Source organism: Algoriphagus pacificus, from assembly GCF_017254845.1.
In the GTDB taxonomy this organism is placed as follows: Bacteria; Bacteroidota; Bacteroidia; order Cytophagales; family Cyclobacteriaceae; genus Algoriphagus; species Algoriphagus pacificus.
In genome coordinates, this window is the sequence record NZ_JAFKCU010000002.1 from 664,027 (window position 1) to 686,985 (window position 22,959).

Annotated in this window: 27 protein-coding genes; 15 read left to right on the plus strand and 12 right to left on the minus strand. The window is 39.6% G+C overall.

Annotated features, from left to right (window positions below):
• Positions 1-34 precede the first annotated feature (34 nt).
• Complete coding sequence (locus tag J0A69_RS09595) at positions 35-877, plus strand: transglutaminase-like domain-containing protein (RefSeq protein ID WP_206586339.1); 843 nt, start codon at positions 35-37, stop codon at positions 875-877.
• Here J0A69_RS09595 and J0A69_RS09600 read toward each other — a convergent pair.
• Positions 874-1,452, minus strand: a complete 579-nt coding sequence (locus tag J0A69_RS09600) for a thioredoxin-like domain-containing protein (RefSeq protein WP_206586340.1) — start codon at positions 1,450-1,452, stop codon at positions 874-876. The genes J0A69_RS09595 and J0A69_RS09600 overlap by 4 nt on opposite strands.
• Before the next feature lie 7 nt (positions 1,453-1,459).
• The gene (locus J0A69_RS09605) at positions 1,460-2,089 is read right to left on the minus strand and encodes a 4'-phosphopantetheinyl transferase family protein (protein WP_206586341.1); all 630 of its coding nucleotides are present in this window, start codon (positions 2,087-2,089) and stop codon (positions 1,460-1,462) included.
• A 36-nt stretch (positions 2,090-2,125) separates the two neighbouring features.
• Between J0A69_RS09605 and J0A69_RS09610 the strand changes: the two genes are divergently transcribed.
• The 5 genes from J0A69_RS09610 to J0A69_RS09630 are packed head-to-tail and all read left to right on the plus strand — an operon-like array spanning position 2,126 to position 5,697.
• Complete coding sequence (locus J0A69_RS09610; RefSeq protein ID WP_206586342.1) at positions 2,126-3,040, plus strand: WD40 repeat domain-containing protein; 915 nt, start codon at positions 2,126-2,128, stop codon at positions 3,038-3,040.
• Positions 3,041-3,043: 3 nt separating this feature from the next.
• Positions 3,044-4,015: a DivIVA domain-containing protein gene (locus J0A69_RS09615; RefSeq protein ID WP_206586343.1), complete on the plus strand. Its 972-nt coding sequence runs from the start codon at positions 3,044-3,046 to the stop codon at positions 4,013-4,015.
• Positions 4,015-4,380, plus strand: a complete 366-nt coding sequence (gene folB / locus J0A69_RS09620) for a dihydroneopterin aldolase (RefSeq protein ID WP_206586344.1) — start codon at positions 4,015-4,017, stop codon at positions 4,378-4,380. The genes J0A69_RS09615 and folB overlap by 1 nt, the downstream gene beginning before the upstream one ends.
• Positions 4,373-5,236, plus strand: a complete 864-nt coding sequence (locus tag J0A69_RS09625) for a ChaN family lipoprotein (protein WP_206586345.1) — start codon at positions 4,373-4,375, stop codon at positions 5,234-5,236. The genes folB and J0A69_RS09625 overlap by 8 nt, the downstream gene beginning before the upstream one ends.
• A gap of 2 nt (positions 5,237-5,238) precedes the next feature.
• Positions 5,239-5,697, plus strand: a complete 459-nt coding sequence (locus J0A69_RS09630; RefSeq protein ID WP_206586346.1) for a DUF4268 domain-containing protein — start codon at positions 5,239-5,241, stop codon at positions 5,695-5,697.
• A gap of 32 nt (positions 5,698-5,729) precedes the next feature.
• Here the strand turns inward: J0A69_RS09630 and J0A69_RS09635 are convergent, their stop codons facing one another.
• The 3 genes from J0A69_RS09635 to J0A69_RS09645 all read right to left on the minus strand — a co-directional run bounded on the left by J0A69_RS09635 (position 5,730) and on the right by J0A69_RS09645 (position 7,192).
• On the minus strand, positions 5,730-6,224 hold the full coding sequence (locus J0A69_RS09635) for a DUF4136 domain-containing protein (protein ID WP_206586347.1): 495 nt from the start codon (positions 6,222-6,224) through the stop codon (positions 5,730-5,732).
• Positions 6,225-6,340: 116 nt separating this feature from the next.
• On the minus strand, positions 6,341-6,844 hold the full coding sequence (locus tag J0A69_RS09640; RefSeq protein WP_206586348.1) for a DUF6265 family protein: 504 nt from the start codon (positions 6,842-6,844) through the stop codon (positions 6,341-6,343).
• A gap of 33 nt (positions 6,845-6,877) precedes the next feature.
• Positions 6,878-7,192, minus strand: a complete 315-nt coding sequence (locus tag J0A69_RS09645; protein WP_206586926.1) for a HesB/IscA family protein — start codon at positions 7,190-7,192, stop codon at positions 6,878-6,880.
• 111 nt (positions 7,193-7,303) lie between these two features.
• On the opposite strand from J0A69_RS09645, the gene J0A69_RS09650 reads away from it, so the two are divergent.
• From J0A69_RS09650 to J0A69_RS09680, 7 genes are all read left to right on the plus strand, one after another.
• On the plus strand, positions 7,304-7,825 hold the full coding sequence (locus J0A69_RS09650; protein ID WP_206586349.1) for a DUF7935 family protein: 522 nt from the start codon (positions 7,304-7,306) through the stop codon (positions 7,823-7,825).
• Between the two features lie 3 nt (positions 7,826-7,828).
• Positions 7,829-8,242: a YkvA family protein gene (locus J0A69_RS09655; RefSeq protein ID WP_206586350.1), complete on the plus strand. Its 414-nt coding sequence runs from the start codon at positions 7,829-7,831 to the stop codon at positions 8,240-8,242.
• Between the two features lie 31 nt (positions 8,243-8,273).
• Complete coding sequence (locus J0A69_RS09660) at positions 8,274-8,900, plus strand: thioredoxin family protein (protein ID WP_206586351.1); 627 nt, start codon at positions 8,274-8,276, stop codon at positions 8,898-8,900.
• The gene (locus tag J0A69_RS09665; RefSeq protein ID WP_206586352.1) at positions 8,897-9,610 is read left to right on the plus strand and encodes an NAD-dependent epimerase/dehydratase family protein; all 714 of its coding nucleotides are present in this window, start codon (positions 8,897-8,899) and stop codon (positions 9,608-9,610) included. Before J0A69_RS09660 ends, J0A69_RS09665 begins: the two co-directional genes overlap by 4 nt.
• Complete coding sequence (dtd, locus tag J0A69_RS09670; protein WP_206586353.1) at positions 9,607-10,059, plus strand: D-aminoacyl-tRNA deacylase; 453 nt, start codon at positions 9,607-9,609, stop codon at positions 10,057-10,059. The genes J0A69_RS09665 and dtd overlap by 4 nt, the downstream gene beginning before the upstream one ends.
• A gap of 52 nt (positions 10,060-10,111) precedes the next feature.
• Positions 10,112-11,596, plus strand: coding sequence for a sulfatase family protein (locus J0A69_RS09675; protein ID WP_236032774.1), 1,485 nt, complete (start codon positions 10,112-10,114; stop codon positions 11,594-11,596).
• A 97-nt stretch (positions 11,597-11,693) separates the two neighbouring features.
• Entirely contained in the window at positions 11,694-13,175 is a 1,482-nt protein-coding gene (locus tag J0A69_RS09680) for an ATP-binding cassette domain-containing protein (RefSeq protein ID WP_206586354.1), read from the plus strand.
• Between the two features lie 49 nt (positions 13,176-13,224).
• Here the strand turns inward: J0A69_RS09680 and J0A69_RS22720 are convergent, their stop codons facing one another.
• Positions 13,225-15,918 (minus strand): alginate lyase family protein, encoded by a 2,694-nt coding sequence (locus tag J0A69_RS22720; RefSeq protein WP_206586355.1) that lies wholly within the window; start codon positions 15,916-15,918, stop codon positions 13,225-13,227.
• Positions 15,919-16,143: 225 nt separating this feature from the next.
• Here J0A69_RS22720 and J0A69_RS09690 point away from each other — a divergent pair, with 225 nt between their 5' ends.
• Positions 16,144-17,403: an aminotransferase class V-fold PLP-dependent enzyme gene (locus J0A69_RS09690; RefSeq protein ID WP_206586356.1), complete on the plus strand. Its 1,260-nt coding sequence runs from the start codon at positions 16,144-16,146 to the stop codon at positions 17,401-17,403.
• 4 nt (positions 17,404-17,407) lie between these two features.
• On the opposite strand, the gene J0A69_RS09695 is transcribed toward J0A69_RS09690, so the two are convergent.
• From J0A69_RS09695 to J0A69_RS09705, 3 genes are read right to left on the minus strand one after another with little or no spacing between them, the layout of a single operon-like run.
• Entirely contained in the window at positions 17,408-17,794 is a 387-nt protein-coding gene (locus J0A69_RS09695; protein ID WP_206586357.1) for an iron chaperone, read from the minus strand.
• Positions 17,795-17,804: 10 nt separating this feature from the next.
• On the minus strand, positions 17,805-18,845 hold the full coding sequence (locus J0A69_RS09700; protein ID WP_206586358.1) for a zinc-dependent alcohol dehydrogenase family protein: 1,041 nt from the start codon (positions 18,843-18,845) through the stop codon (positions 17,805-17,807).
• A gap of 28 nt (positions 18,846-18,873) precedes the next feature.
• The gene (locus J0A69_RS09705; RefSeq protein ID WP_236032776.1) at positions 18,874-19,500 is read right to left on the minus strand and encodes a MarC family protein; all 627 of its coding nucleotides are present in this window, start codon (positions 19,498-19,500) and stop codon (positions 18,874-18,876) included.
• Between the two features lie 117 nt (positions 19,501-19,617).
• Here J0A69_RS09705 and J0A69_RS09710 point away from each other — a divergent pair, with 117 nt between their 5' ends.
• Entirely contained in the window at positions 19,618-19,956 is a 339-nt protein-coding gene (locus J0A69_RS09710; RefSeq protein ID WP_206586359.1) for a nucleotide pyrophosphohydrolase, read from the plus strand.
• Between the two features lie 7 nt (positions 19,957-19,963).
• Here the strand turns inward: J0A69_RS09710 and J0A69_RS09715 are convergent, their stop codons facing one another.
• From J0A69_RS09715 to J0A69_RS09725, 3 genes are all read right to left on the minus strand, one after another.
• Entirely contained in the window at positions 19,964-20,437 is a 474-nt protein-coding gene (locus tag J0A69_RS09715; RefSeq protein ID WP_206586360.1) for a hypothetical protein, read from the minus strand.
• Positions 20,438-20,476: 39 nt separating this feature from the next.
• Positions 20,477-21,967 carry a sulfatase gene (locus J0A69_RS09720; RefSeq protein ID WP_206586361.1) on the minus strand — a complete coding sequence of 497 codons (1,491 nt, stop codon included), beginning with the start codon at positions 21,965-21,967 and terminating at the stop codon, positions 20,477-20,479.
• Positions 21,968-22,245: 278 nt separating this feature from the next.
• Positions 22,246-22,956, minus strand: a complete 711-nt coding sequence (locus J0A69_RS09725) for a 2-phosphosulfolactate phosphatase (protein ID WP_206586362.1) — start codon at positions 22,954-22,956, stop codon at positions 22,246-22,248.
• Positions 22,957-22,959: the final 3 nt, after the last annotated feature.

Genomic DNA, 22,959 nt, shown 5'->3' on the forward strand with positions numbered 1-22,959 from the left:
AATTATTGATATCAAAAATTTCTAATCTCTGCCTATGAGTACCCTGACCACCGGAGAATTAAATGCATTGGTTTCTCTTTTGGATGATACGGATGATGAAGTCAGAAATCATGTTCGTGAAAGAATTATTTCTTTGGGTACTGAGATCATTCCTTTTCTCGAAAAAAAATGGGAAAACAGCTTTAATCCTGAGATTCAGAAAGAAATTGAAGAGTTGGTCCATGACCTTCAGTTTTCCTTATTGAAAAGAAGACTGACGGAGTGGAGGGATTCAGAAGACAGGGATTTGCTGACTGGACTTTGGATTATCAATACCTATCAGTATCCAGATTTAGAATATGAAAAGCTGAATGCCGAAATGCATCAGATTTATTTTGAAGTTTGGACAGCTTTTAAAAATGACTTGCCTCCCTATGATCAGGTGAGAATCATCAATAACGTACTTTTTAACACCCTTCGGTTTTCTGCTAATACCAAAAACTTCCATTCACCAGCGAATAGCATGCTCTCGGCTGTTTTGGATAGCAAAAGAGGAAATCCTCTGAGCCTTTGTGCGATTTATTTGCTTGTGGCAAAGAAGTTAGGGCTTCCGATTTACGGAGTGAATCTCCCAAATCTGTTTGTACTCACTTATAAGTCTGCCGAACTCACTTTTTATATCAATGCCTTTAACAAAGGTTTGATTTTCAGTAAGCAGGATATTTTTAATTACCTGGAGCATTTAAAGCTCGAGCCAAAAGACGAGTATTTCGAGCCTTGCGCTTATTTGCAGATTCTTCTGCGGACTCTTAGGAATCTTGGAAACTCCTTTGAAAAGCTGGGAGAAATGGAAAAAGTTGAAGAGGTAAAAGAGATGATCTCTATTTTGGAAGCTTAAAATGCCCTAACATTACAGCCTACTGCCCTTACTTGATTTGGGCTTGGAGTTTCTCCTCGGAGCACTTGATTGATTGCCTTTTCCAAATATTTTTCAGTTACCGCAGTCGCAGCTTGCGCATTATTATCAAAAGCACCCCTATAAACAACCGTAGGCCCATTTGCTCCTGGAATTAAAATGACCATTTCAGGGATTTTAGTAATGTTGAAAAATTTCACCCATTCCTGGTTTTCATCCATGACATAAGACATGTTAAGCCCTGTATTGTCAATGTGATTCTTTAAGCTTTCTGCACTTTGTTCCTTTCCTGAGATTTCAGAATTCACCATCAAAAAAGTAATATCCTGACTTTGGAAGCGACTCTTGAAATCAATGATCCTTTCCTCATACATCTTTGCAAAAGGGCAATTCAAACTGTGAAATATCAGTACTAATGCTTTTCCTTTTACCTGGCTGGTGAGGCTTAGTGTTTTGCCCGTCACAGCATCAGTCAATTGTAGATTTGACATATCCTGTGCTGAGACTAAGCCAGCGAATAAGCTTGTGAAAAGTAAAAGCGTGATGATTTTTTTCATTTTTAATTTACCAGATTGTATAAGTTAAAACCACATCATTCAGCACACGGGCATGTACTTGATAATGGTGGTCTGCAAAATCTGTTCCTCTGATTTTTGCTTTGATGATATTGGAATCTATGGAAAATGGCTCCAATAATATATTCTCCCGAAAACTTACCCCTCGTCTTCCTTGACATTTAAAGATTGATTCTTTGGCTGACCAAGCTAATGTGTAATGAAGCGGATCTTTTTCCAGAAAATCAAGTTCCGAGGAATCCAAAAACCTGAAACCAATTCTCAGGATTTTTTCACGGATCAGATCCATGTCTATTCCTACAGGTAATTCTCTATGAAAGATCGCGCCAGCCAGCCCTTCGGTATGGGAAAGAGAAACGTATCCACTTCCGCCCATTGTCTGGGATTTGCCATGCTCGTCCTTGAAAAAGCCAGGGTAGGGAATGTATAGTGCTTCCAAGGCATCTTTTATCGCCATTCTTGCTGTGGCCCATTCCTTTCGTTTTTCGGGATGGGAGATATTGGCATAAGAGAGTTTTTCGCGAAAGCTTAGGAATTCAAGATCTTCTTCGTGTTGAGATTCAATTATCTTGATCGCTAAGGCCGATGAAGAGTCAATTTTTTCTATTTTTGTTTGCATAGGCCAGCAGGGCTCAGCTAAGTCATCGTCCAATATATGTCAAAAATTCAAGTTAATAAATTCCAAACGCTGACCGGGCACAACGACTGCATCTATGCATTGACCGAAGGAAGCGATCCAAGGTTTTTTTATACTGGTGCAGGGGATGGAATGGTAGTGGAGTGGGATTTGGATTTACCGAAAGATGGAAAGCTAATTGCCAAATTACCACATTCTGTCTATGCAATGGAAGTAGATAAAGAGCGGAATTTGCTTTTTATCGGTCATAATTTTGAAGGAATTCATGTCATTGACCTCAACGAAAACAAAGAAGTTTGGTCTTTAAAGATCACCGACCAAGCTATTTTTGATATCAAGATTTTTGGAAATGAGGCATTTGTAGGAACAGGAGATGGAGTGCTATTGGTACTTGATATTCCAAATCAATCCCTTCGCAAAAGGATTAAACTGAGTTCCAAAAGCATTCGAGTGATGACCGTTTCGCCTATCAAAAAGCATTTGGCAATCGGTCTCAGCGATCATACAATCAAGGTTTTAGATCTCAGAAATGATTTTCAGCCAGTGGCTAATTTAACTGGACATACCAATTCTGTTTTTGCTTTGGCTTATTCTCCAGATGAAAACACGTTGGTAAGTGGTGCCAGAGATGCCCGTCTGAAATTTTGGAATACGGCAGATTACGCCATTGAAGAAACGATAGTGGCGCACATGTATGCCATTAATTATTTATCTTTCAAAGAAGACGGAAGTCTCCTAGTTACCTGCTCGATGGACAAGTCCATCAAAGTTTGGGATGCTGGAGAGAAGAAACTTTTGAAAGTAATTGACAAAGCAAGAAATGCCGGTCACGGCACATCCATAAATAAAGTTCTTTGGAGTACCTATTCAGGACAGGTGATTTCTGTCTCTGATGACCGTACCATATCCATTTGGCAAATAGAAGCAAGCTAACCCATGAAGATTACACCAGCAGCCATCCGGCAACAATCCTTTGAAACAGCGTTTCGAGGCTATGAAAAAAAAGATGTAACTCAATTTTTAGAAGAAGTCAGTCAAGTAGTCGATCAGCTTCATCAGGAAAATATGGAGTTGAAAACCAAACTTCAAAATACGGAAGCTGAGGCCAAGCGATTAAAGGATGTGGAGGATTCTCTATTTAGAACTCTGAAAACAGCTGAAGACACCGGTGCATCAATTATTGAAGAGGCTAATGAAGCAGCGGATTTGATTATTTCTGAGGCCAATGCCCAGGCAGAAAAGACTGTTTCGGAAGCCAATGAGTATGCTGAAAAAGTCCAAGAACATGCGCAGCAGCAAGCAAACGTAATCGTTGGAGCCGCTGAAACGAAAGCCAAAGAAACCATAGTCGAATTACGGGAAAGCATGCAAGGACTGGTTCGATCCTATGACGGACTGGTGGAGCAAAGAGAAGCTTTGGTGAAAAGCCTCAGAAGAATATCCCAGGACATGTTAAATCAGATTGATTTATCTGATGCGCATTTTGCCAGAATTGATGCCAAAGCCTACCAACGAGCGATCGATGAGTTGAGCCGTTCTAATGCTTTTACCTACGCCAATATTGAAAATTTAGCGCCCGTAGAGGAGGTAGTTCCTCCAGCTCCTTCAGAAGATCTGATGGAAGAAATGGAAGTGATTGAAGAGGAACTGGAACTTGAAATCCACGACGAATCTCCTGATATGGAGATGAAAGAGGAACTTGTTGCCGAAGAACCAGAAGAAGAAGTAATCGAAGAGCAAATAGAGGAGGAAATAGAAGAAGAGCCAGTAGCTGAGGAAGAGCCGGAAATTGAGGAAGAAGAAGCTCCAAAAGTAATAGCCAAAGCTGAACCAGTTGAAGAGGAGGCTCCAAAAGCCAAAGAGGATCCAGGAAAGCAGTCCGGATCATTTTTTGACCAATTTGACTAATGGGAAAAGTAGCTTTAGAGGGAATTGAGTTTCATGCCTATCATGGCGCATATCCGGAAGAAAATGTTCTGGGAAATCGTTTTACTCTCGATTTGGAGTTGGAAACTGATTTCAAAGATGCAATGCTTCAGGACAATCTCAAATCGACAGTAGACTACACTAAGATTTATAAACTTATCAAGGACCGAATGGATGTGAAGGTAAAATTACTGGAGCATCTTGGTCATTTGATTATTGAGGATATTCTGAAAGTTTATCCTGACGTCAAGAAAATTACAATCACACTGAAAAAGCATCATCCGTCTTTGGGCGGCTTGGTGAAATTCTCTGCAGTCCAGATTCAATACCCAGAAGATTATGCCTAAATATTTTGCATTCGTTTTAGTCTTTTTATGCAGTTTGACTACTTCTTTTTCCCAGGGGAAAGCTTACCAGTTTTTCAATGAAAAGGGAAAGAAAATTGAATTGGACGATGTGCTGAAAATGGCAAATAAAGCCGATGTTACTTTTTTTGGAGAGTTGCATAACAACAGTTTGACTCATTGGCTGCAGTTGCAGGTTTTGAAAGGGATGTATGCCCAAAATCAAGATTTAGTACTCGCTGCTGAGTTTTTTGAGCGGGACGACCAGCTTAACATTGACGAGTGGTTTGCTGGAAAAATGACCGAGAAAAACTTTGAGGCAGAAGCCAAACTCTGGAATAATTATAAAACTGATTACCGTCCTTTGATGCGTTTTGCGAATGAAAAGCATCTTCATTTCATAGCCAGTAATGTTCCTCGAAAATATGCTTCCCAAACAAGCAGATCAGGGATGGCTTCATTGGATAGTTTGAGCGATGAAGCAAAACGATACATGGCTGCTCTTCCTTTCGAAGTGGATATGGCAATGCCAGGTTATGTTGCGATGAAAGACATGATGCATGGAGCACCGGGGAATTCTGATTTTATGGTTCAGGCCCAGGCTTTGAAAGATGCAACTATGGCTGAATCACTTTTTGAAACGATTGCTGCAGGTAAGAAAATTCTTCACATCAATGGTTCCTATCATTCCAAAGATGACGAGGGGATTTTGTGGTATTTGAAACGGAAATTCCCAGATCTTCAGATGCTGAATATTCACACCGTCACTCAGGACCAGTTGGATTCTTTAAATCCTGAAAACAGCAAAGCAGGTGAGATCATCCTTGTTTTGCCATCTGATAGTCACGAATCGTATTAATCATGTATAGTCGGGCAGAAACCTCCCGGATCCGAAAAGAATTTTGGGTTGCCTTTGGGCAATACATGAAGCCTATCCGCAACGCGGGTGGCTATCGTGTTAATTGGCCGAATTACAAAACCGGAGTCAAAGACATTTATTTCAGAATGAAGGCAGAGCGTGATTTTGCTTCAATTGGTATTGAAGTCTGTCACGCAGATGAAGAACTTCAGGAACTTTTTTTTGATCAATTTAAGCAATTCAGGAAGCTGCTTGAAGCTGAACTAGGGGAGGTTTGGACTTGGGCGTTACATGCTGAAAATGAATTCGGACAAAAGATCTCCAAAATCGAAAAAGTTCTTCCAGCTGTGAATGTCATGGAACAGCAAGATTGGCCTGAGATTATATCTTTTCTCAAACCCAGAATTATTGCATTAGATGCATTTTGGGAAAATATTAAGCCTGGGTTTGAGGATTTTTAGTCTGAAAATTTCTTCCAAAAATTTCCAAGAAATTACTTTAATCCGGCTATTAATTGGTCTAAGGCAGAGTTTATTGAACCTTTGTCAATTATTTCTTTTTCAGTCAAAATCCCAGTTCCTGTACCCATCCATAAAACTTCATAGGATTGAGCATCTTGGATTAAAAAAATAACTTTTCCATACTTTACAGATTCAAGGAAGGTAGGAGAATAGGTTGAGGAAGCAGCATAGCCAACACCAGCATACCCAAATACTTCTTTTTCATAATCAACCGAGGCGATTACCGATTGGACCAGGATTTCTGGATTTTGCTCCACTTTAGAATACCCTTTCTCTCTCATTTTTTTCTCAAAAAGCTTATTAAGTAGTAGAATATCTTTGGAAGCATCAGCTTGGGTAATCACTTGAAAGGTTTTTTTACCGGATAATCCAGGATTATTAATAACCTGATCTACGGTTATATTTTCAGAAGTTTTGCATGAAAATAAGGTGAAAAGAATTCCGGTAACTAAAAGCAGATTTTTCATATTAAAAAGAATTGGATGCTGTTAAAATACGAATTAAAAGGAGTTTAGTTTACTGAAGGCTTATTATTAGAATTTCAAACTTTCAAAAAATCTATTGATTTATGAATTTGCTAGGCTTAATAGCCTAATTGTTTCTGCTTAGTATAGGAAAACTCCATGGTAGTTTTTTCTCCATTTTCTTCCAATTCTAACCAAAGCTGCATTTCATCGCCCACACGTTTCATCGTAAATCCATGAAACCAGATCGTGTTTTCACCGGTTTCCACCAGTCTAAAAATCGTCCACTCTTCTTTTTCCTCCCAACCAGAAAGATCCGGATTGAAATGTTTAAGCTTCAAGTAAAAAGTGTCTCCTTCTTGAACCATATTCATAAACTCAGAAAAGACAAGTTTTCCTTTATTCCAAAATCGGAAAGTTCCAATCATATGACCATCGGCAGCAGGCATCCAGGTTTCATCACAGGTTCCGCTCAATCCAGTGCCTGTCCAATAGCCAACCAGCCAGCCTAAATCCTCCAAAGAACCAGTACCAGGCTTTTTACCTTCTTCAAGAAATTTTACTTGAGAAAAAAGAGAATTGGTTACAGCGAAGAGGAAGAAAGAAAATAGTAAGGTTTTCATAGACTTAGATTTACCTATGAAAATATAAAAAAATCAGAGATCGTGGCGTTTTGGAAGGTCAGGATTAATGAAAGTGAATCCTCTTGCCTCATCACCCTCAAAAAAGTCAATTTGCATCCCCATTAAAAACATGAAATGGCGCTTTTCGATCAATACAGGAATGCCTGAGATTTCAAACTGTTGGTCCTCAGCCTTTGGTTTATCAAAACCCAGTGCATAAGACATGCCGCCGCATCCGCCACCTTTCACGCCCACTCGCAGACTGTAGTCCGATGGGATATTCTTGTTGGCCATGATGTTTTTAATCTCAGCCTCAGCTTTTTCTGTGATTTGGACAGGAATAATCATGTGAATCAAATGTTTTTGGCGCGAAATTGGTTCGTTTCGCATTCAAATTTACAATCTCTGAAGTTTTTTGACAGGGATAATTTGTAGATATTCGAAGGAAATACACCCAAGATGGAATACGCAATAGATTTACTTAAAATTCTTTTACCGGCAGGCATCGTCCTTTACGGAATGTACCTTGTAGTCATCTCTTTTTTGGCAAAAGAGAGAGAGAAATTGATTGTGGAGTTAAAAACTCAAAATTCTCAGACGATCCTTCCAATTCGCTTGCAGGCTGCGGAGAGATTGTGCTTGCTTTTGGAAAGGATTTCTCCCAACAATCTTGTCAGAAGGTCTAACCCTGGCTCTTTGACCGCAGCAGAATTACATGCACAGTTGCTTCATGAGGTGAGAGAAGAGTTCAATCATAATTTTTCCCAGCAGGTTTATTTCTCTGAGCAGACTTGGGAGGCCGTAAAGAATGCCGTTGAAAATGTAAATACCATCATCAACCAAAGTCGCCAATCTGTGGCCGCGGAAGCTTCCGGGATGGAATTGGCCCGTGCGATTTTCAGCAAATCTCTTGAACAAAATAACGATGCTGTTTCTTATGCGTTGAAACAAGTGAAATCAGAAATCAATATTTACTTCTAATAAATGGCTACTCTCAAATCAAAAGCGACCGAAGTATTGGATCAAGCCAAAAGACTTTTTGGCAAACAGGTTGATGCCTTGATTCGCCAAGAGGAGAAAGTCAAAGACCTGCTTTCCCAGACAGGTAAAAAGATCAGCAAATTTGGAGCTGATTCTAAAATCAAAAAGCTGGTTGAACCGGTTGGTGTTTTTATCCGAATGATCAAAGCTCATTTCAGCGGAACTCATAAACTGGCAGGAAGTACCTTAGGATTGCTTTTATTGGGTTTGATTTATTTTATTTCACCTTTTGATATAGTCCCTGACTTCTTGGGATTTTTGGGTTTCGCGGATGACTTATCTGTCATCTTGGCGATATATGCGAAGATTAAAGATGAAATTGAGGAATTTTTAGACTGGGAGAGAACTCAAGGATAAGCCATTCTGTTACCTTCCAAATTCTCAAAGTATGCTTACCTCGATTACACCGTCAATTACGAAGGAAATATTAACTACCGCACTTTCCTATCCAGAATTCAAACAGCTGACTTTTGACTTGGTTGCCCAGGGAAAAACTACCGGCCCCAATCAATCTGAGTCATATTTGAATTATACCCGATTGAATTTGGTGAGAATGAACCGCGTGGAGAAGACTTCCAAAGTCTCAGAAGCCATGGTAGATTTGATCCAAAAAATTGATCAGCCCCAAGTTTGGCTTTTGCTGACAGAAGCTTGGTGTGGAGATGGATCTCAGACCATTCCATATATCGCCAAATTGGCTGATTTGAATCCCTTGATTTCATTGAAAATTATTTTTCGGGATGAGCATCCAGCCATTATGGATCAGTATTTAACTGAAGGAGCCAGATCAATCCCGAAATTGATTGGTTTTTCTGCTGATTTAGAAGAAGAATTGTTTACTTGGGGACCAAGGCCAAAATATCTTCAGGATCGATTGAAAGCTTTCAAACTGGATCCACAGGGAGTTAGCTCTAAAGAATTTTCTGAAGGAACCTACCTTTGGTACGCCAGAGATAGGAATAAAGCCACCGAGCAGGAATTGTATGAAGCAATTTCTAAAATAAACGAATCATGAAAATAGCCCTGATCTCAGGTACTTCCGGTATGGTGGGGATGCAGCTTTTGCATCAGCTACTCTCTAATTACGATTATGTAATCAGCGTAGGAAGAAGAAAACTTGCCATCAAGCATCAAAATCTGGTTCAACTAGAGGGAGATTTGGCAAAAATAAATACCTGGGATTGGGAGCATCTGATCGGTGCTGATTCTTTAGGTGGAGAATTTAATGCTTTGAAGGAGTCGATTTTGGAAAAAAATGCTGAAATGCATGCTTTCTCTTCTCTCGGGACTACCATCAAGCAGGCAGGATCAAAAGAGCGTTTTTTTCAGATCGATCATGATTTGGTGATTGAATTTGCGAAATGGGCAAAAGCTTTAGGAGCTTCTCGATTCTTGTATGTTTCTTCCTCAGGAGCTGATGCCAATTCCTCAATTTTTTACAGTCAGACAAAAGGTAAAACAGAAAATGATTTGAAAGACTTAGGATTTGAATACCTAGGTTTATTTAGACCTTTTCTGTTATTGGGAAATAGATCTGAGTTCAGACTCGGTGAGCAAATAGCTACGATTGTGATGAAGCCTTTGGTTTGGTTAAAGCTATTTAAAAACATCAGACCGATTTACGATTATCAAGTTGCAAAAGGAATGGTCAAAACAGCTTTGGCTAGTAAAAATGAATCAGTTGAAATCATTTCATCCGGCCAATTACAGGATCTAAGTAAATGATAGTAGTTATACAAAGAGTATCGGAAGCCTCTGTTAAAATCGACGGGTTAGTTAAATCTTCAATAGAAACAGGTTTGATGATCTTGGTAGGGATTGAGGAGGCAGATAATCAGGAGGATATTGAATGGCTTTCAAAGAAGATCGTGAATCTGAGAATTTTTCCTGATGAAAATGAAGTCATGAATAAATCTGTGCTGGATTGTGGAGGTGATATTTTATTGATTTCCCAGTTTACGCTACATGCCAGCACCAAAAAAGGAAACCGCCCTTCTTACATCAAAGCAGCGAAACCAGATATTGCCATTCCTTTGTATGAACAATTTATTCACACACTTGAAAGCGACTTGGGCAAATCTATAGGAACAGGGGAATTTGGTGCAGATATGAAAGTCAGCTTGGTCAATGATGGCCCTGTGACCATTTTGATGGACAGCAAGAATAAAATCTAAACTCGGGTTAGAGCAGGATAGAAAAAGATCTAGATAAGTCTACATTAACTTAATGAAGGCTTATATACTATCCCTGTTTTTCACGCTAACTGTTGCTTTTTCTTTCTTAATCAGCAACAATTCTGTCTCAACTTCGGAGGAACCAAAACTCGAAGAAAACAATCATCCCAATATCGTTTTTGTATTAGCTGACCAGTGGAGGGCTCAAGAAATTGGTTATGCCGGCAATGATCAGATCATTACTCCCAACCTGGATAAACTTGCTTCCGAAAGCTTGATTTTTGAAAATGCAGTTACGACAATGGCCGTTTGTGCTCCTTGGAGAGCAAGTTTTTTGACAGGCCAATATCCTTTGACGCATGGGGTTTTTTATAACGATAAGCCGCTTCCAAATGAAGCTCTGACTTTGGCGGAAATTTATAAAGAGGCTGGCTATGCGACTGGATATATCGGAAAATGGCACTTAAATGGTCATGCGAGAGGAGCTGATCCCTTTAGCGCGAGAGACCAACCTGTACCAAAAGATCGAAGACAGGGATTTGATTATTGGAAAGTAAGGGAGGTTACCCATAATTATAACAACAGTTTTTATTTCGATGAGAATGATGAAAAACACACTTGGGAGGGGTATGATGTTTTTCCACAGACAGATAGTGCGATCAGTTTTATTTCAAAAAACAAGGAAAAACCATTCGTCCTGATGCTTTCCTATGGGCCACCTCATGACCCATATTTTTCTGCGCCTAAGGAATATCAGGAACTCTATGATGCAGGTACTTTAAAATTGCGGCCCAATGTACCCGAAGAATATCAAGATAGTGCCAGAAGAGTTTTGGCAGGATATTATGCACATGCCACTGCGATTGATAAGGCAATAGGAGATTTGCTTGCAGGAATTGATAAGGCCGGAATAGCAGACAATACTATTTTTGTATTCACATCCGAGCATGGAGATATGTTGATGTCCAGAGGGGTAGTTAAAAAGCAAAGACCTTGGGATGAGGCGATCAAAGTGCCAATGCTGCTGAGATATCCAGATAAATTTGGAACAAGAAGTAAGAGAGTTCTTGACCCGATAGGGACACCAGATTTGCTTCCTACATTGCTTGGGCTGAGCGAAATTCCCATTCCAGAATCAATTGAAGGCAAGGATTTTTCAGCAAATCTTCTTGCTGGAAAAGACTTGGAAAATGAAGCAACTCTGATTATGCTTCCGGTTCCTTTTCATGAGTGGCAGTTTAAAAACGGAGGAAGAGAATATCGAGGTATCCGAACTCGAAGGTATACCTATGTAACAGATCTTCTGGGCCCATGGCTTTTGTATGACAATGAAAAAGATCCTTATCAGCTTACAAATCTTGTGAATCAAGCCGAATACAAAGGTTTACAAAAGGAGATGGAAGCAATTCTTAAAAGGAAATTGAAGGCAACGCATGACCAATTCCTGCCTGCTGACGAGTACATGACCCAATGGAATTATTTATATGACCGAAGCGACAGTTTGCGTGCAGAAAATTACCTTGAAATAAACAGGTAAAACAGGTTGGAAATGGTTGAGGTACTTTTCATCTGATCTTTTATTGATTGGCTGAATATATTTTTCAATCTTTCGATCCCTATTAAACAGCAGTCTTTTGTCAGATACAATTTTATCCATCCAGCAGGCCACCATTTTATTTAAGGCACAACAAGCTTTTCAAAACCTGGATTTCCAATGGAAAAAAGGAGAAAACTGGGCCATAATTGGAGATTCTGGCTGGGAGCTTACTGCTTTTATCGAAACACTGAGGGGAAATACGGTACTTTCTGCGGGAAAGATAGAAAGGTCGTTTTCAGCTGATTATGTGAAAAGTAAAACCGAAGCAGGTGAGGTACATAGCTTCAGGGATTTGATCGCCTATGTTTCCCAAAAGTATGTTTTCAAGAACAGGTCCCATATTCAGAACTTTTATTTTCAGCAGCGGTTCAATTCTTCCGAATCAGAAGAAACAGCAACTGTCAGAGAGTATTTGCTAGAGGTTAATCCCAAAGTTTCAGGGCCATGGAACATCGAAAATGTAGCCAAATTGTTGAGATTGGAGGCTTTATTAGATAAGTCTTTACTGAAGCTTTCCAACGGAGAAACGCGAAGGCTTGCAATCGCTTTGGGTCTGATGCAGCAGCCAAGGATTTATTTGATGGATCAGCCTATGACAGGACTGGATGCAAAAAGCAGAGAGGAGTTTGGTCAGATTTTGAAGAGAATCTCCGAAGCTGGTGTCCAGGTTTTAATGACTACTTCAGCTACAGAAATTCCGGATGGAATTACCCATATTGGAAAACTTTCCAAAGAGGGATTGGTAAATACTTGGACAAAGGAGGATTTCCATCTTGACCAGATCCAACCTTTGCAAATGCCAAGCTGGGATTGGGAATTGTTAGCTAGTTTGCTTCCAAAGGATTTAGAAGTGGATCCTTTTCCTGTGATTAAATTAAATGATGTGACCATAAAATATGGAGACAAGGTCATTTTGGATCGACTGAATTGGGAGGTGAATTCTGGAGAACGTTGGTTGTTAAAAGGAAAAAATGGAGCAGGAAAGTCTACTCTTCTCAGTTTATTGATCGGAGAAAACCCGCAAGCTTATTCGAAGGATTTTTGGTTGTTTGGAAGGAAAAGAGGAACAGGGGAGAGTATTTGGGATGTGAAGCGACCAACAGGATTTGTAGCTCCTGAATTGAGCAGGTATTTCCCCGCCAATCAAACTTGTAGAAAAGTGATTTTATCAGGCCTTTTTGATACCATGGGTTTGTTTAAAAAAGTCAGTTCTGAGCAAGAGGAATTGGCTCATCAATGGATTAAACTTTTTATTCTTGAACCTCTCCAAAATACGGTCATTCAGAGATTGTCATTAGAGCATCAGCGCTGGACGCTCCTAGCTAGAGCTTTGATCAAAAAGCCAAAATTATTGATACTTGATGAGGCCAGCCAAGGCATGGATGAGTTTCAGCGGAGGCTTTTTAAAGAAACTGTCCAGCAAGTATGCGAGCGAAGTGGGATTACTTTAATCTATGTCAGTCACTATGCTGAGGACGTGCCTGAGGTAGTAGAGAAGGTGAAAGAGTTGGGTAATTGAGTAAAATCAATTTAGGCTAGGGTTTAAACCCTGGTCTATGAAATGAAGCTTATTTTTTGATCACCTTTACATCATTAAACATCAATGGATTCTCGCTAATCCTTAATTTTTTTCCACTGGAGGTGGTTACATTATCTAAAATCACTTCTTCTGTGATGATATACGGAAATGCTTCTTGATAGGAATTGTCCTTCATTTCCGGATTGAAATTTCCAAAAATAGCTGGCCCCTGATAGTTTTCCGGATGATTGGAATCTTCGATTTTAAGGTTTTCAAAAGTGATTTTTTCTGGCATATAGCAGGTATAGCCGAAGTCATGTTGACCGGAATTATATCCGCCGATAAGTGAGGCATTATAAGTTTTACCTCCATTTGGGATAAATGTGCAGTCCTTGATGATGAATTCTCCTTGCCAGGTGCTTCCATAATCTGAACGCAAATTGATCACATTTCTACCTCGTATGATTGTATTTTCTACGAGAAGGGTTCCACTGCCAATTGCATTGATTCCCATATGTCCCATTGTAGAATTTCGAATCTTGGCATTCGCAACACCCATATGCGCATCGAAGCGGGAGAAAGTACAATTGTCATAAAGCAAGTTCTTACAATAGTTGGATCCCATAATTCCCCAATAGGTAGAATCATCAATGTCGTTGGTTTGACTACAATTGATAAATGAAACATTGAGAGCGCGGCTGATAGAAATATCATAGCTACCCATGGAGACTGGTTTTCCAGCGTTTCCAATAGTTTGATAGGTTTTGTGCCCGGTTAAAACCGTATTTTGGACAGTGACATTCGTGCAGTTGCTGATGTTCAAAAATCCTCCATATGGAGCACCCTGATCACCTTCGCCGATGATTCGGTGCTCAAGCCCATCAACAATTACATTTGAGCGTTTGATGGAAAGATTTCGACTATAATAATTGTATTTAGATTCTTCCTGATTCGCAATCGTAGTAAATCGGCCGCCAGTTATTTTCAGAACTTCCTCGTCAATCGGCAACACTGTCATATCAGTGATTTCCTCAAAATCCCAGATAATAGGAGCATTCATATCCACATTTCCATCTTTGTCTACTAGAAAAATATCGGTTTGTGAAGCACCATTGTTCTGGTTTAATCCAAAGCGGATATATCGTTTTTTGTTGGCGTTGGTGGCGGTAATCAGACTGGGGCGAGGAAGGGAAATGTCTAGTTTTTCTTGATTTCTTCTGAGGGTTTTTATTCCTTCAAGTTGGTAGGATTCTAATTTGGAACTGACGAGAAAAACAGGAGCCGTGCGGTTTTCGACGTTTCTATCATCAATAATAAAGCTAGCTGAACCAAAGTCAGTATCCGTTTGGATGATGGCAGTTTTATCTGTTCCTCCTATATAAAAAGAAGCATTTTCACTTGCTTTTACGGTTAATCCATGCTCATTGGCAAATTCATGAGTTGCTATAATTGCTTCAAAATCATCCGCTTTCCCATCTCCCATAGCTCCAAAGTCCTTGTAGCTAACGGATCCGGCAGAGATGAATTCTTGGAGTTTTTCATTCGAAATTGAAACTGAGGCATCTAGTTTTTTCTCATTAAGCCATAGCAAAGGAAATCTCACCGGCATATTCCGGATTACCTCGGGAGTATCAAAGTCCGCCTCCAGTTGATTCCAAAGCTGTAAATTGTTTTCCTTATCGTAAGCCATTCCACCAAACAATAGGAATGGATGGCGCACTGGCCATTGATCCCAATACATGACATCTTGTTGATAAGGCCAAGAGTTTTTGTCTTTTACAAAGGGGTACAAAAATGAAATTCCTTTTTTCAGAGACTTTCCATCCGGCGTTTCATATTGGAACAGGTTTTCCTTTTCATCCGAATAAACCTGGCAAAGTGTTGCCATGGCATCTAAAGTAAACAAGGAATAGCCGTAGGGTTTGGTACGCTTGAGTTCGAGGGGAAAGCTTCCATTTGCCTCCATTTGGTCTGGAAGAAGTTCGTTTTTATACATCTCCTTGCAAAATTCAAGCACTTCCTGATTTCCTACCAGTTTGGCGAAAACCGCAGCTTGCATGGCCCAGCAGACACTGTGATTATTGCCATGATCCCGCTCATCGATACCATAGGGATGAGTTGTCATCCAGTTAAGGTATGCTGCAAACCAGTCTTTCATTTGCTGAATTTCTGATTTTGGAATCACTCCTGAGTTTTCGACGGCTTCGATTGCCTTTGCCACTTCCATTAACTGAATCGTATCGATGATCCCAATTCCCCTTCCTGTTACCTTCCCTTTGATTGCTTGAGCATAGAGCAGATTTGGGGTCATTTTGGTTTCTTCATTGATAAACCAAGCTTTCAAATGAGGAGCTAGAGCCTGTACATATTTTGTTTCATTCGTCACCAAATAGGCTGAAGCCAAAGCGCCGGAAATCTGACTAAAACGGATCATAGCCTCTCGATGGGCAGTGAAATTTTCTGGATTGGTGAGACCATCGCGCTGGATATATGGACCGGCTGGATTTTCTGGATCAGGCCACCAATAATCTCCTTCGGAATAAAAATCATGAATTCCTCCCACACTTCTAGGGCTACTTTCAGCCGTTACGGTAATTGGTTTGAAGGAAGCGTATTCTTCTGCCAATCGGACAACTCTTACCTTTTCTTTTGAGAATAAATCCTCTTCTGGAGCATTTTGAACTTCATTTTGATTCGATAAAGCGAAAAAAGTAAAAAACAGGATTAGCAGATATTTTGGCATTTTGGGATTTCTAATTATTCAAACTATAAAGTGCAATTAATTTAAATGTTTTGAAAGTTTAATTTCTTGATAATCCAACGAAGATTAATTGAAGATTTTTTTCTGGCTAAAACAGAGGATTGAAAATGAGACATAGCGAAGACTAATTTTCTTTTATCTTTAGCTCGGAATTAGCAGATTGGTTAACTTAATTTCACTACTTTTTGAACGCTACAATCAACTTATATGAAAAGTAGAAGGTCATTTTTACAAAAGCTTGGAATAGGAATCATGGCTCCAGGGCTTTTGGGTATCCCTGATTCAAAAGCAAATAGCCTGAACCATAATCTTCAAGGGGAAGAGTTTTGGGAGCAGGTAAGAGATCAGTTTCCTTTGACTCAAATTCGCATTTATATGAATAATGGGACATTTGGCCCATCTCCAAAAGCAGTTTTAGAGGCTTTGAAAAATTCTTTTGAACAAACAAATGCTTCTGGAGAATATGGACATATTGATCCCCTGAGAGCTCAGCTAGCTGATTTTGTAGGAATCAAAGAATCGGAAATTTCTTTAACCCATAACACGACTGAAGGAATCAATATCATGGTTTGGGGTTTGCCCCTTAAGGCTGGAGACGAAGTGATCATCACCTATCATGAACATGCAGGAAATGCAATTCCTTGGTTGAACCGTGCAAAACTACATGGGATAGTTTTGAAACCATTCGAACCTGGATTGACGAAGGAGGAAAATCTGGATTTGATTAAAAGCCTGGTGACTCCAAAAACCAAAGTAATTGCAGTTCCACATATCACCTGCACGACTGGACTGGTTATGCCTGTTAAAGAGATTGCCGATTTCGCCAGAAGCAAAGGGATTTACACGGCAATTGATGGAGCACATGGCGCAGGAACGTTTGACTTGAATTTAAAAGAATTGGGTGTTGATTTTTATGCCAGTAGTTATCATAAATGGGTTTTAGGACCTAATGGGACTGGGTTTTTATATGTGAGAGAAGAATTATTGGACGATCTACAGGCCTTTCAAGTAGGTGCTTATTCCGAAACTGGATATGATTTACATCAAAAGCCTTTACAGCTCAACGAATATGTAAAGACCGCACATAGATATGATTACGGGAGCCAAAGTTTACCAATGATCAAAGGAGTATTAGCAGCAGTTAATTTCCATCAAGAAATCGGAAGACAGAAAATTGAAACCAGAATTCGGGAATTGAATCAGCAGCTTTATGATGGCTTAGCGGAAATGAATAATCAGTTAGAAATTATTACACCGAAAGAAGCTGAATCAAGGATTTGTATGGTTGCCTTCAAGCCTAAAAATAAAGACTACGAGGAGGCTTATCGGGAGATAAGTCAAGAAGGATTCAGAATTCGAATCGTGCCGGAGGGAGGAATTAATGCGATCCGGATTTCTACCCATATTTATAACAAGAAAGCAGAGGTTGATTTACTTCTGAATGCAGTTCAAAAGGTTCTGGGTTAACCTCTCACTTACTCTTTTTCTTCAATTTTTTCATTTCGGCACTTTGCTGGGCCATTTCCTTTCTGAAAATAGCGATATCAGAAATAAGTTCTAGAGGCAATTCTTGCGAATAGGGAATTTGGATTGCCCCTTTGGAGGTTTGGTATCCTTCCAATTCTTTTTTGAATTCTATAATGGGCAGGTTAGTTGGATAATAACCCAAATGGTTTTTCATAGCTGCATAGTAAACCAAAACCTCGGTTGTTTTAATGGCCGGCATATGATAGCTAATCACTTCGGTCGCCTCAGGAACAGCTTTTTTTAAGGTTTCTCGAATGATTTGTAGTTTTTCTTGAATTTCTGGAGAGAACCAGGAAATGTATTCCTCAATGGAACTTGGCTTTGGATTCATGCTAAAATGATTAAAAACTGGTGATCAGAGTAATCCCTGTTCCTTTAAATTTATCCATTTCAGGCAAAGCTGTCAATGCCTCCTCTAAAGATATTTTTGCCCCGATCAAAAGTTCAGGATTCATTTTTCCGGATTGGATCATTTGCAGCATATCAGGATATCGATAAGCTTGCATGCCGTGGCTACCATAGATTTCCAGCTCTTTAGATATTACTTGGTTCATTGGAACAGCTGCGTGTTTATGGTCCGCCAACATCAATCCAACTTGAATATGTTTGCCCCTCTTCCTCAAATTCGCGATAGAATTGAAGCTGGTTTCAGCACTACCCAAAGCATCGATCGAAACATGAACTCCGCCTTTGCTAATTTCTCGAACTGCTTCCACCACATTGGCTACTTTGGCAGCATTGATAGTAAATGATGCTCCGACTTGTTCAGCTAGCTTTAATTTGTTTTCATCAATATCAATCGCAATGATCTGAGCACCCATAGCATTTGCAATCATAATTGCAGAAAGCCCAATCCCACCACATCCATGAATAGCGACCCATTGGCCGCCTGAGATTTTCCCTTGGTCCACCACTGCTCGAAAAGAAGTAGCGAATCGACAACCTAAACTGGCTGCTGTTTCCATGGTGATATCCTCTGGGACGGAAACGAGATTGATTTCTGCTCTTTCAATTGCGACGTATTGCGCAAAAGAACCCCAATGGGTAAATCCGGGTTGGAACTGGACGTCGCAAACCTGCTGGTTTCCTGAGGCACATTCCGGACATTTCCCACAAGCACAGACAAAGGGAACAGTTACCCGATCTCCAACTTTCCAGTTTTTCACATCTTTGCCCACAGCTGCGATAATCCCGGCAAACTCATGTCCTGGGACATGTGGAAGTTCAATATCATCATCATGCCCCATCCATCCATGCCAATCTGATCGACATAGCCCAGTCGCCTTGACTTCAATCACTACTCCATCTGGAGATGGATTTGGATCTTGAACTTGAGTTATTTTGGGAGTTCCTTGAAAATTTTCGTAGAGTAGAGCCTTCATAGAAAAGGAATTGAATTGTCTAATTTGATTAAAGTTCGAAAGCGACTTTGACCCCTTCGATGATCATACTGGTGCCAATGATGGCGATAATCAAACCCATGATTTTTCCGATTACGGTAATCACATTCTTACCTACTCGAAGCACCAATTTGTCACCCAACCGAAATGCCCAATGGGTCAAAATGCACATGATAGCAAAAACCAAAATGACGATTCCTATGTGGATATAATTGCCGGAAGAAACAAAGTTCATGGCAGTTACGATGGTACCTGGACCAGCTAGAATGGGAATTGCAAGAGGGGAGATGGCAATGTTTTCATCAAATGCAGTTTCTTTCAAATGCTTGACGCTTGATTTTTTGGATTGCAGCATTTCAAACCCCACAAAGAAAATCAGAATACCTCCTGTGATTTTAAAAGCTGGTATGGTTATACCAAATAATTCAAAAATAAACTTGCCCAGAATCACGAATATGAACACGATCAGAAAAGCTACCGTTGTGGCCTTTTTACTGATTTTCCGTTTGGTTTCTTTATCTGCATCCTCTACCAAAGAAGAAAAGATAGGCACATTTGCAATCGGATTCATAATTGCGAAAAAGCCTGTAAAAACAGAAAGAGTAAAGGTTAGTAAGTCACTTGTCAAAGTTGACATGGGAGATTGGATCAATTTTAAGTAATAGAAGGCAAGATAAAAAAGCAGATTTGTTTTCTACTGTTCACTAGCTTGGTACTTTTATTATTCAGTTTCAAGAACACAAGAAAAAATCTGATGAAAAAGGAAATTACACTCTCTGAAGCCCAAGAACAAGTAGATTACTGGATCAAAACGGTAGGAGTGCGCTACTTCAATGAATTGACCAACATGACGATTTTGATGGAAGAAGTGGGGGAGTTGGCTCGGATAATGGCCAGAATCTACGGAGAACAGTCCTTTAAGGAATCAGATAAAGGAAAAGATCTTGGGGATGAAATGGCTGATATTCTCTGGGTTTTGATGTGTCTTGCCAATCAGACTGGAGTGGATTTGACCGAAGCTTTGAGAAAGAACCTAGAAAAGAAAAATATCCGAGATATTGACAGGCATAAAAACAATGAGAAGTTGAAGTAAAAAGATTTTATTTCTTTTCATCGATTGCGATAGTAAAAGTTTGAGGCTGATTGTAAAGTTCGATTCCCATTAACTTCCAAGTTAGAAATCCATTTATTTGAAGTTGATTTTGAATTTCACTCAGACCTGAAAGATTCCAATTTAATCCTGCAACAAAACCAGTTAATTGGGCTTGGGTGAATTGAGGCAAAAGTTGGTTAGTTTCTTTATCCCTTATGATAGTTATGTCAAGGCGATGAGTTAATGTATTTTTTACCTCAAAGTGATCCATAATTGCAGGCAAGTCGTGACTCTTCTGATAAGTAAGCTCATTTTTTGAGTTACTTGTAAGGAGACTAACTAGACCAATAATGAATGCTACAGAATAGAGTCTCGTTTCGATTGGTTTATGACTCTTTCTTTTAAACAGAAGATTTGAGCCAATCCAAAGCCAGCCAAAAAACACAACTATATTCAGAACTCCCCAGAAAAGATATATCATAACTAAAAATTTATAGTAAGTTAAAAAATAAATTAAAAATTAGTTATCACTTTTATTTTTTTCATACAATCCTGTGTTCCCTTTCTCTAGCAAAGGCATCAGGTTCGCTACAATTTCTGGGTTTTCTGCAGCGATATTGATTGTCTCCAATGGGTCATTTTGATGATCGTAGAGTTCAATGGTAGGTCCTTGGTTTCGGAAGTATTTGGTCAGCCTGTAACGCTCATTTCTGACAGTAATTCCTTGTTTGAAATAGCCGTATGCTGTTTGATTTTCTGGTTTCACTTCCTGCTGAATTAAGGGCACCAAGCTTTCCCCATCCAATGTATAAGGGCTTTCTATACCTGTTAATTCTAGGATGGTTGGATAAATGTCTACTGATTCTACTATGCTATTTTCGATTCTGGCTTTTTCTTCTTTTCCTGGGATCTTAATGATCAGAGCACTATTTAAAGCATTTTCAAACAAGGTATGCTTTCCCCAGACTTGCTGTTCACCCAAATGCCAACCATGATCTCCCCAAACAATCACTATCGTATTTTCATCTAGATTTAAGGCCTTCAATTCAGCAAGCAGCAATCCAATTTGTGCATCTGAATAAGAAGCAGCAGCATAATAGGCATGCTTTATTTTTTTTGCATAAGCTTGGGAAGCCACTTTCTCTAGATCAGGATGTTCTTCTCCTAAGGCATATTGATTAAACTCGCCACTAGGCAAAAGACTGCTTTCTGAAACATTCTTTGGCTTGGTTGGATTCAGTGCAGCAGGAATGCTTTCTTCGTCATACAGATCCCAATACTTTTTAGGAGATGTAAATGGAAGATGGGGCTTGAATAAGCCAACTCCCAGAAAAAATGGCTTGTCGCTGTCCTTTAATTCTTTCAGTTTAGCAATGGCAAGTTGTGTTGTCAAACCATCGGGATAACCTAAATCATCTACCTCACCAGCTTCATAAGGCCTGACTTGTCTATTCATACTTTGACGGTTTTCACCATCAGCATAGGCAAAGAAGGCATTCCAGCCAGTTTTCCATTTTCCGGCATCGAAAAGAAGTTCGTCCCAGCTATATGGTAATTCTCTTTGATTTGAAACCTCCTCTTCATATTCATAGACATATCCATCGGCAGAGTGACTGATTTTGCCAATTCCAACGGTGTGGTAGCCATTTCTTTTCAAGTGATGGATAAAGGTTTCCGGGATTTCATTTTCTGCTTTTTTCGGAAACTCATTTTGCATGATGAGGTTGTTGAGTTCCACAGTTCTTCTAGGCCTAGTTCCGGTGAGCATAGCAGCCCTTGAAGCTCCACATGTGGGAACTTGCACGAAATGATTGGTAAAGCTGACAGCAGAGTTCGCTAGCTGGTCTAAATTTGGGGTTTGGATTTTCGTGTTTCCAAAATGACCCAATTCTGATCGAAGATCATCAACTGCAATAAAAAGGATGTTTGGTTTCTTAGTGGGTGTCTGGGCAAAGGAGCTTCCTGTAAAATAAAACAATAGAAAAATCGTGAAGGCTAAGATCCTATTCATGGGTTTATTGCTTAGTTAAATTCGATTCAAGCATTAAAAATGCTCAATGTTTACTTTTCTAATGCCTGACTTTCAGGAGGAAAGAAAATTAAATTTAATGCAATTATGGCTTTTTCAATACCAAACTTCATCTAAAGGCAAACAGAGTGAAAAATTCTTTATTTCCAGAAACAGAAAAAAATAGTGCTATGACCTGAACCCAAAAAGTATTGGTCGAACGGGTTTTGAAAAGAATGTTATTTAGACTAGCGGTCTATGGATATTGGTCTTTTAATGAATTACACTTCCTTGCTCTTTAGAACTCCATTTTCCACCTTTCCTATGATAGAAAACAAATCCAATGTAAGGCAGAAATCAATATCAGATTCAATGTTGTGATTTTGCAGTCTTTTTGCATGAGAGGCTTGAGAAAGAAATCCTTTCAAATCATGCCCTTCCTTTTCAAATAAGGCTTTCATTGCCAAAGCTCCATCCTCTGAGGCCTCATGACTTGATTCCAGACTTTTTACCAAAGCTCCGGCGTAAAGAGAATCCTCGAGATTAAACATTCCCTTCCATCCAGCACAATGAATCAGCACATCTTTGTCTTTCCCTTGAAGGTATTGGATCGTGGCACTGAGATTTGGAAAAGCTCCAATTAGAATTTCATCAGCTTCAGCAGATTTTGAAATGGCCAAGGTTCCATTAGTCGTGGTCATAGCTAATTTTCTCCCCTCGTATTTGCTATTTAGATAGGCCACTGGAGAATTTCCCATTTCAAAACCTGGAGCAGTCAATCCGTTTCTTTCTCCTGCTATCAAAAAATCCTGCTCTTTCATTGCCCTGCATTCTTCCAGATCTGCGAAAGTTCGGATTTCAGTGATTCCATTGGCCAATGCGGATATCATCGTGGAGGTGGCACGGAAAATATCGACCACCACCACGATTTTACCTTTTAAAGAATGTAAATGGATTAACTCTGGGCTAAAGCAGATTTCTACTTTTCTCATGAA

Excerpts from the sequence above, each read along its gene's own strand:
- J0A69_RS09595 (WP_206586339.1), top strand. The coding sequence starts at position 35 with ATGAGTACCCTGACCACCGGAGAATTAAATGCATTGGTTTCTCTTTTG.
- J0A69_RS09600 (WP_206586340.1), bottom strand. The coding sequence starts at position 1,452 with ATGAAAAAAATCATCACGCTTTTACTTTTCACAAGCTTATTCGCTGGC.
- J0A69_RS09605 (WP_206586341.1), bottom strand. The coding sequence starts at position 2,089 with ATGCAAACAAAAATAGAAAAAATTGACTCTTCATCGGCCTTAGCGATC.
- J0A69_RS09610 (WP_206586342.1), top strand. The coding sequence starts at position 2,126 with ATGTCAAAAATTCAAGTTAATAAATTCCAAACGCTGACCGGGCACAAC.
- J0A69_RS09615 (WP_206586343.1), top strand. The coding sequence starts at position 3,044 with ATGAAGATTACACCAGCAGCCATCCGGCAACAATCCTTTGAAACAGCG.
- folB (WP_206586344.1), top strand. The coding sequence starts at position 4,015 with ATGGGAAAAGTAGCTTTAGAGGGAATTGAGTTTCATGCCTATCATGGC.
- J0A69_RS09625 (WP_206586345.1), top strand. The coding sequence starts at position 4,373 with ATGCCTAAATATTTTGCATTCGTTTTAGTCTTTTTATGCAGTTTGACT.
- J0A69_RS09630 (WP_206586346.1), top strand. The coding sequence starts at position 5,239 with ATGTATAGTCGGGCAGAAACCTCCCGGATCCGAAAAGAATTTTGGGTT.
- J0A69_RS09635 (WP_206586347.1), bottom strand. The coding sequence starts at position 6,224 with ATGAAAAATCTGCTTTTAGTTACCGGAATTCTTTTCACCTTATTTTCA.
- J0A69_RS09640 (WP_206586348.1), bottom strand. The coding sequence starts at position 6,844 with ATGAAAACCTTACTATTTTCTTTCTTCCTCTTCGCTGTAACCAATTCT.
- J0A69_RS09645 (WP_206586926.1), bottom strand. The coding sequence starts at position 7,192 with ATGATTATTCCTGTCCAAATCACAGAAAAAGCTGAGGCTGAGATTAAA.
- J0A69_RS09650 (WP_206586349.1), top strand. The coding sequence starts at position 7,304 with ATGGAATACGCAATAGATTTACTTAAAATTCTTTTACCGGCAGGCATC.
- J0A69_RS09655 (WP_206586350.1), top strand. The coding sequence starts at position 7,829 with ATGGCTACTCTCAAATCAAAAGCGACCGAAGTATTGGATCAAGCCAAA.
- J0A69_RS09660 (WP_206586351.1), top strand. The coding sequence starts at position 8,274 with ATGCTTACCTCGATTACACCGTCAATTACGAAGGAAATATTAACTACC.
- J0A69_RS09665 (WP_206586352.1), top strand. The coding sequence starts at position 8,897 with ATGAAAATAGCCCTGATCTCAGGTACTTCCGGTATGGTGGGGATGCAG.
- dtd (WP_206586353.1), top strand. The coding sequence starts at position 9,607 with ATGATAGTAGTTATACAAAGAGTATCGGAAGCCTCTGTTAAAATCGAC.
- J0A69_RS09675 (WP_236032774.1), top strand. The coding sequence starts at position 10,112 with ATGAAGGCTTATATACTATCCCTGTTTTTCACGCTAACTGTTGCTTTT.
- J0A69_RS22720 (WP_206586355.1), bottom strand. The coding sequence starts at position 15,918 with ATGCCAAAATATCTGCTAATCCTGTTTTTTACTTTTTTCGCTTTATCG.
- J0A69_RS09690 (WP_206586356.1), top strand. The coding sequence starts at position 16,144 with ATGAAAAGTAGAAGGTCATTTTTACAAAAGCTTGGAATAGGAATCATG.
- J0A69_RS09695 (WP_206586357.1), bottom strand. The coding sequence starts at position 17,794 with ATGAATCCAAAGCCAAGTTCCATTGAGGAATACATTTCCTGGTTCTCT.
- J0A69_RS09700 (WP_206586358.1), bottom strand. The coding sequence starts at position 18,845 with ATGAAGGCTCTACTCTACGAAAATTTTCAAGGAACTCCCAAAATAACT.
- J0A69_RS09705 (WP_236032776.1), bottom strand. The coding sequence starts at position 19,500 with ATGTCAACTTTGACAAGTGACTTACTAACCTTTACTCTTTCTGTTTTT.
- J0A69_RS09710 (WP_206586359.1), top strand. The coding sequence starts at position 19,618 with ATGAAAAAGGAAATTACACTCTCTGAAGCCCAAGAACAAGTAGATTAC.
- J0A69_RS09715 (WP_206586360.1), bottom strand. The coding sequence starts at position 20,437 with ATGATATATCTTTTCTGGGGAGTTCTGAATATAGTTGTGTTTTTTGGC.
- J0A69_RS09720 (WP_206586361.1), bottom strand. The coding sequence starts at position 21,967 with ATGAATAGGATCTTAGCCTTCACGATTTTTCTATTGTTTTATTTTACA.
- J0A69_RS09725 (WP_206586362.1), bottom strand. The coding sequence starts at position 22,956 with ATGAGAAAAGTAGAAATCTGCTTTAGCCCAGAGTTAATCCATTTACAT.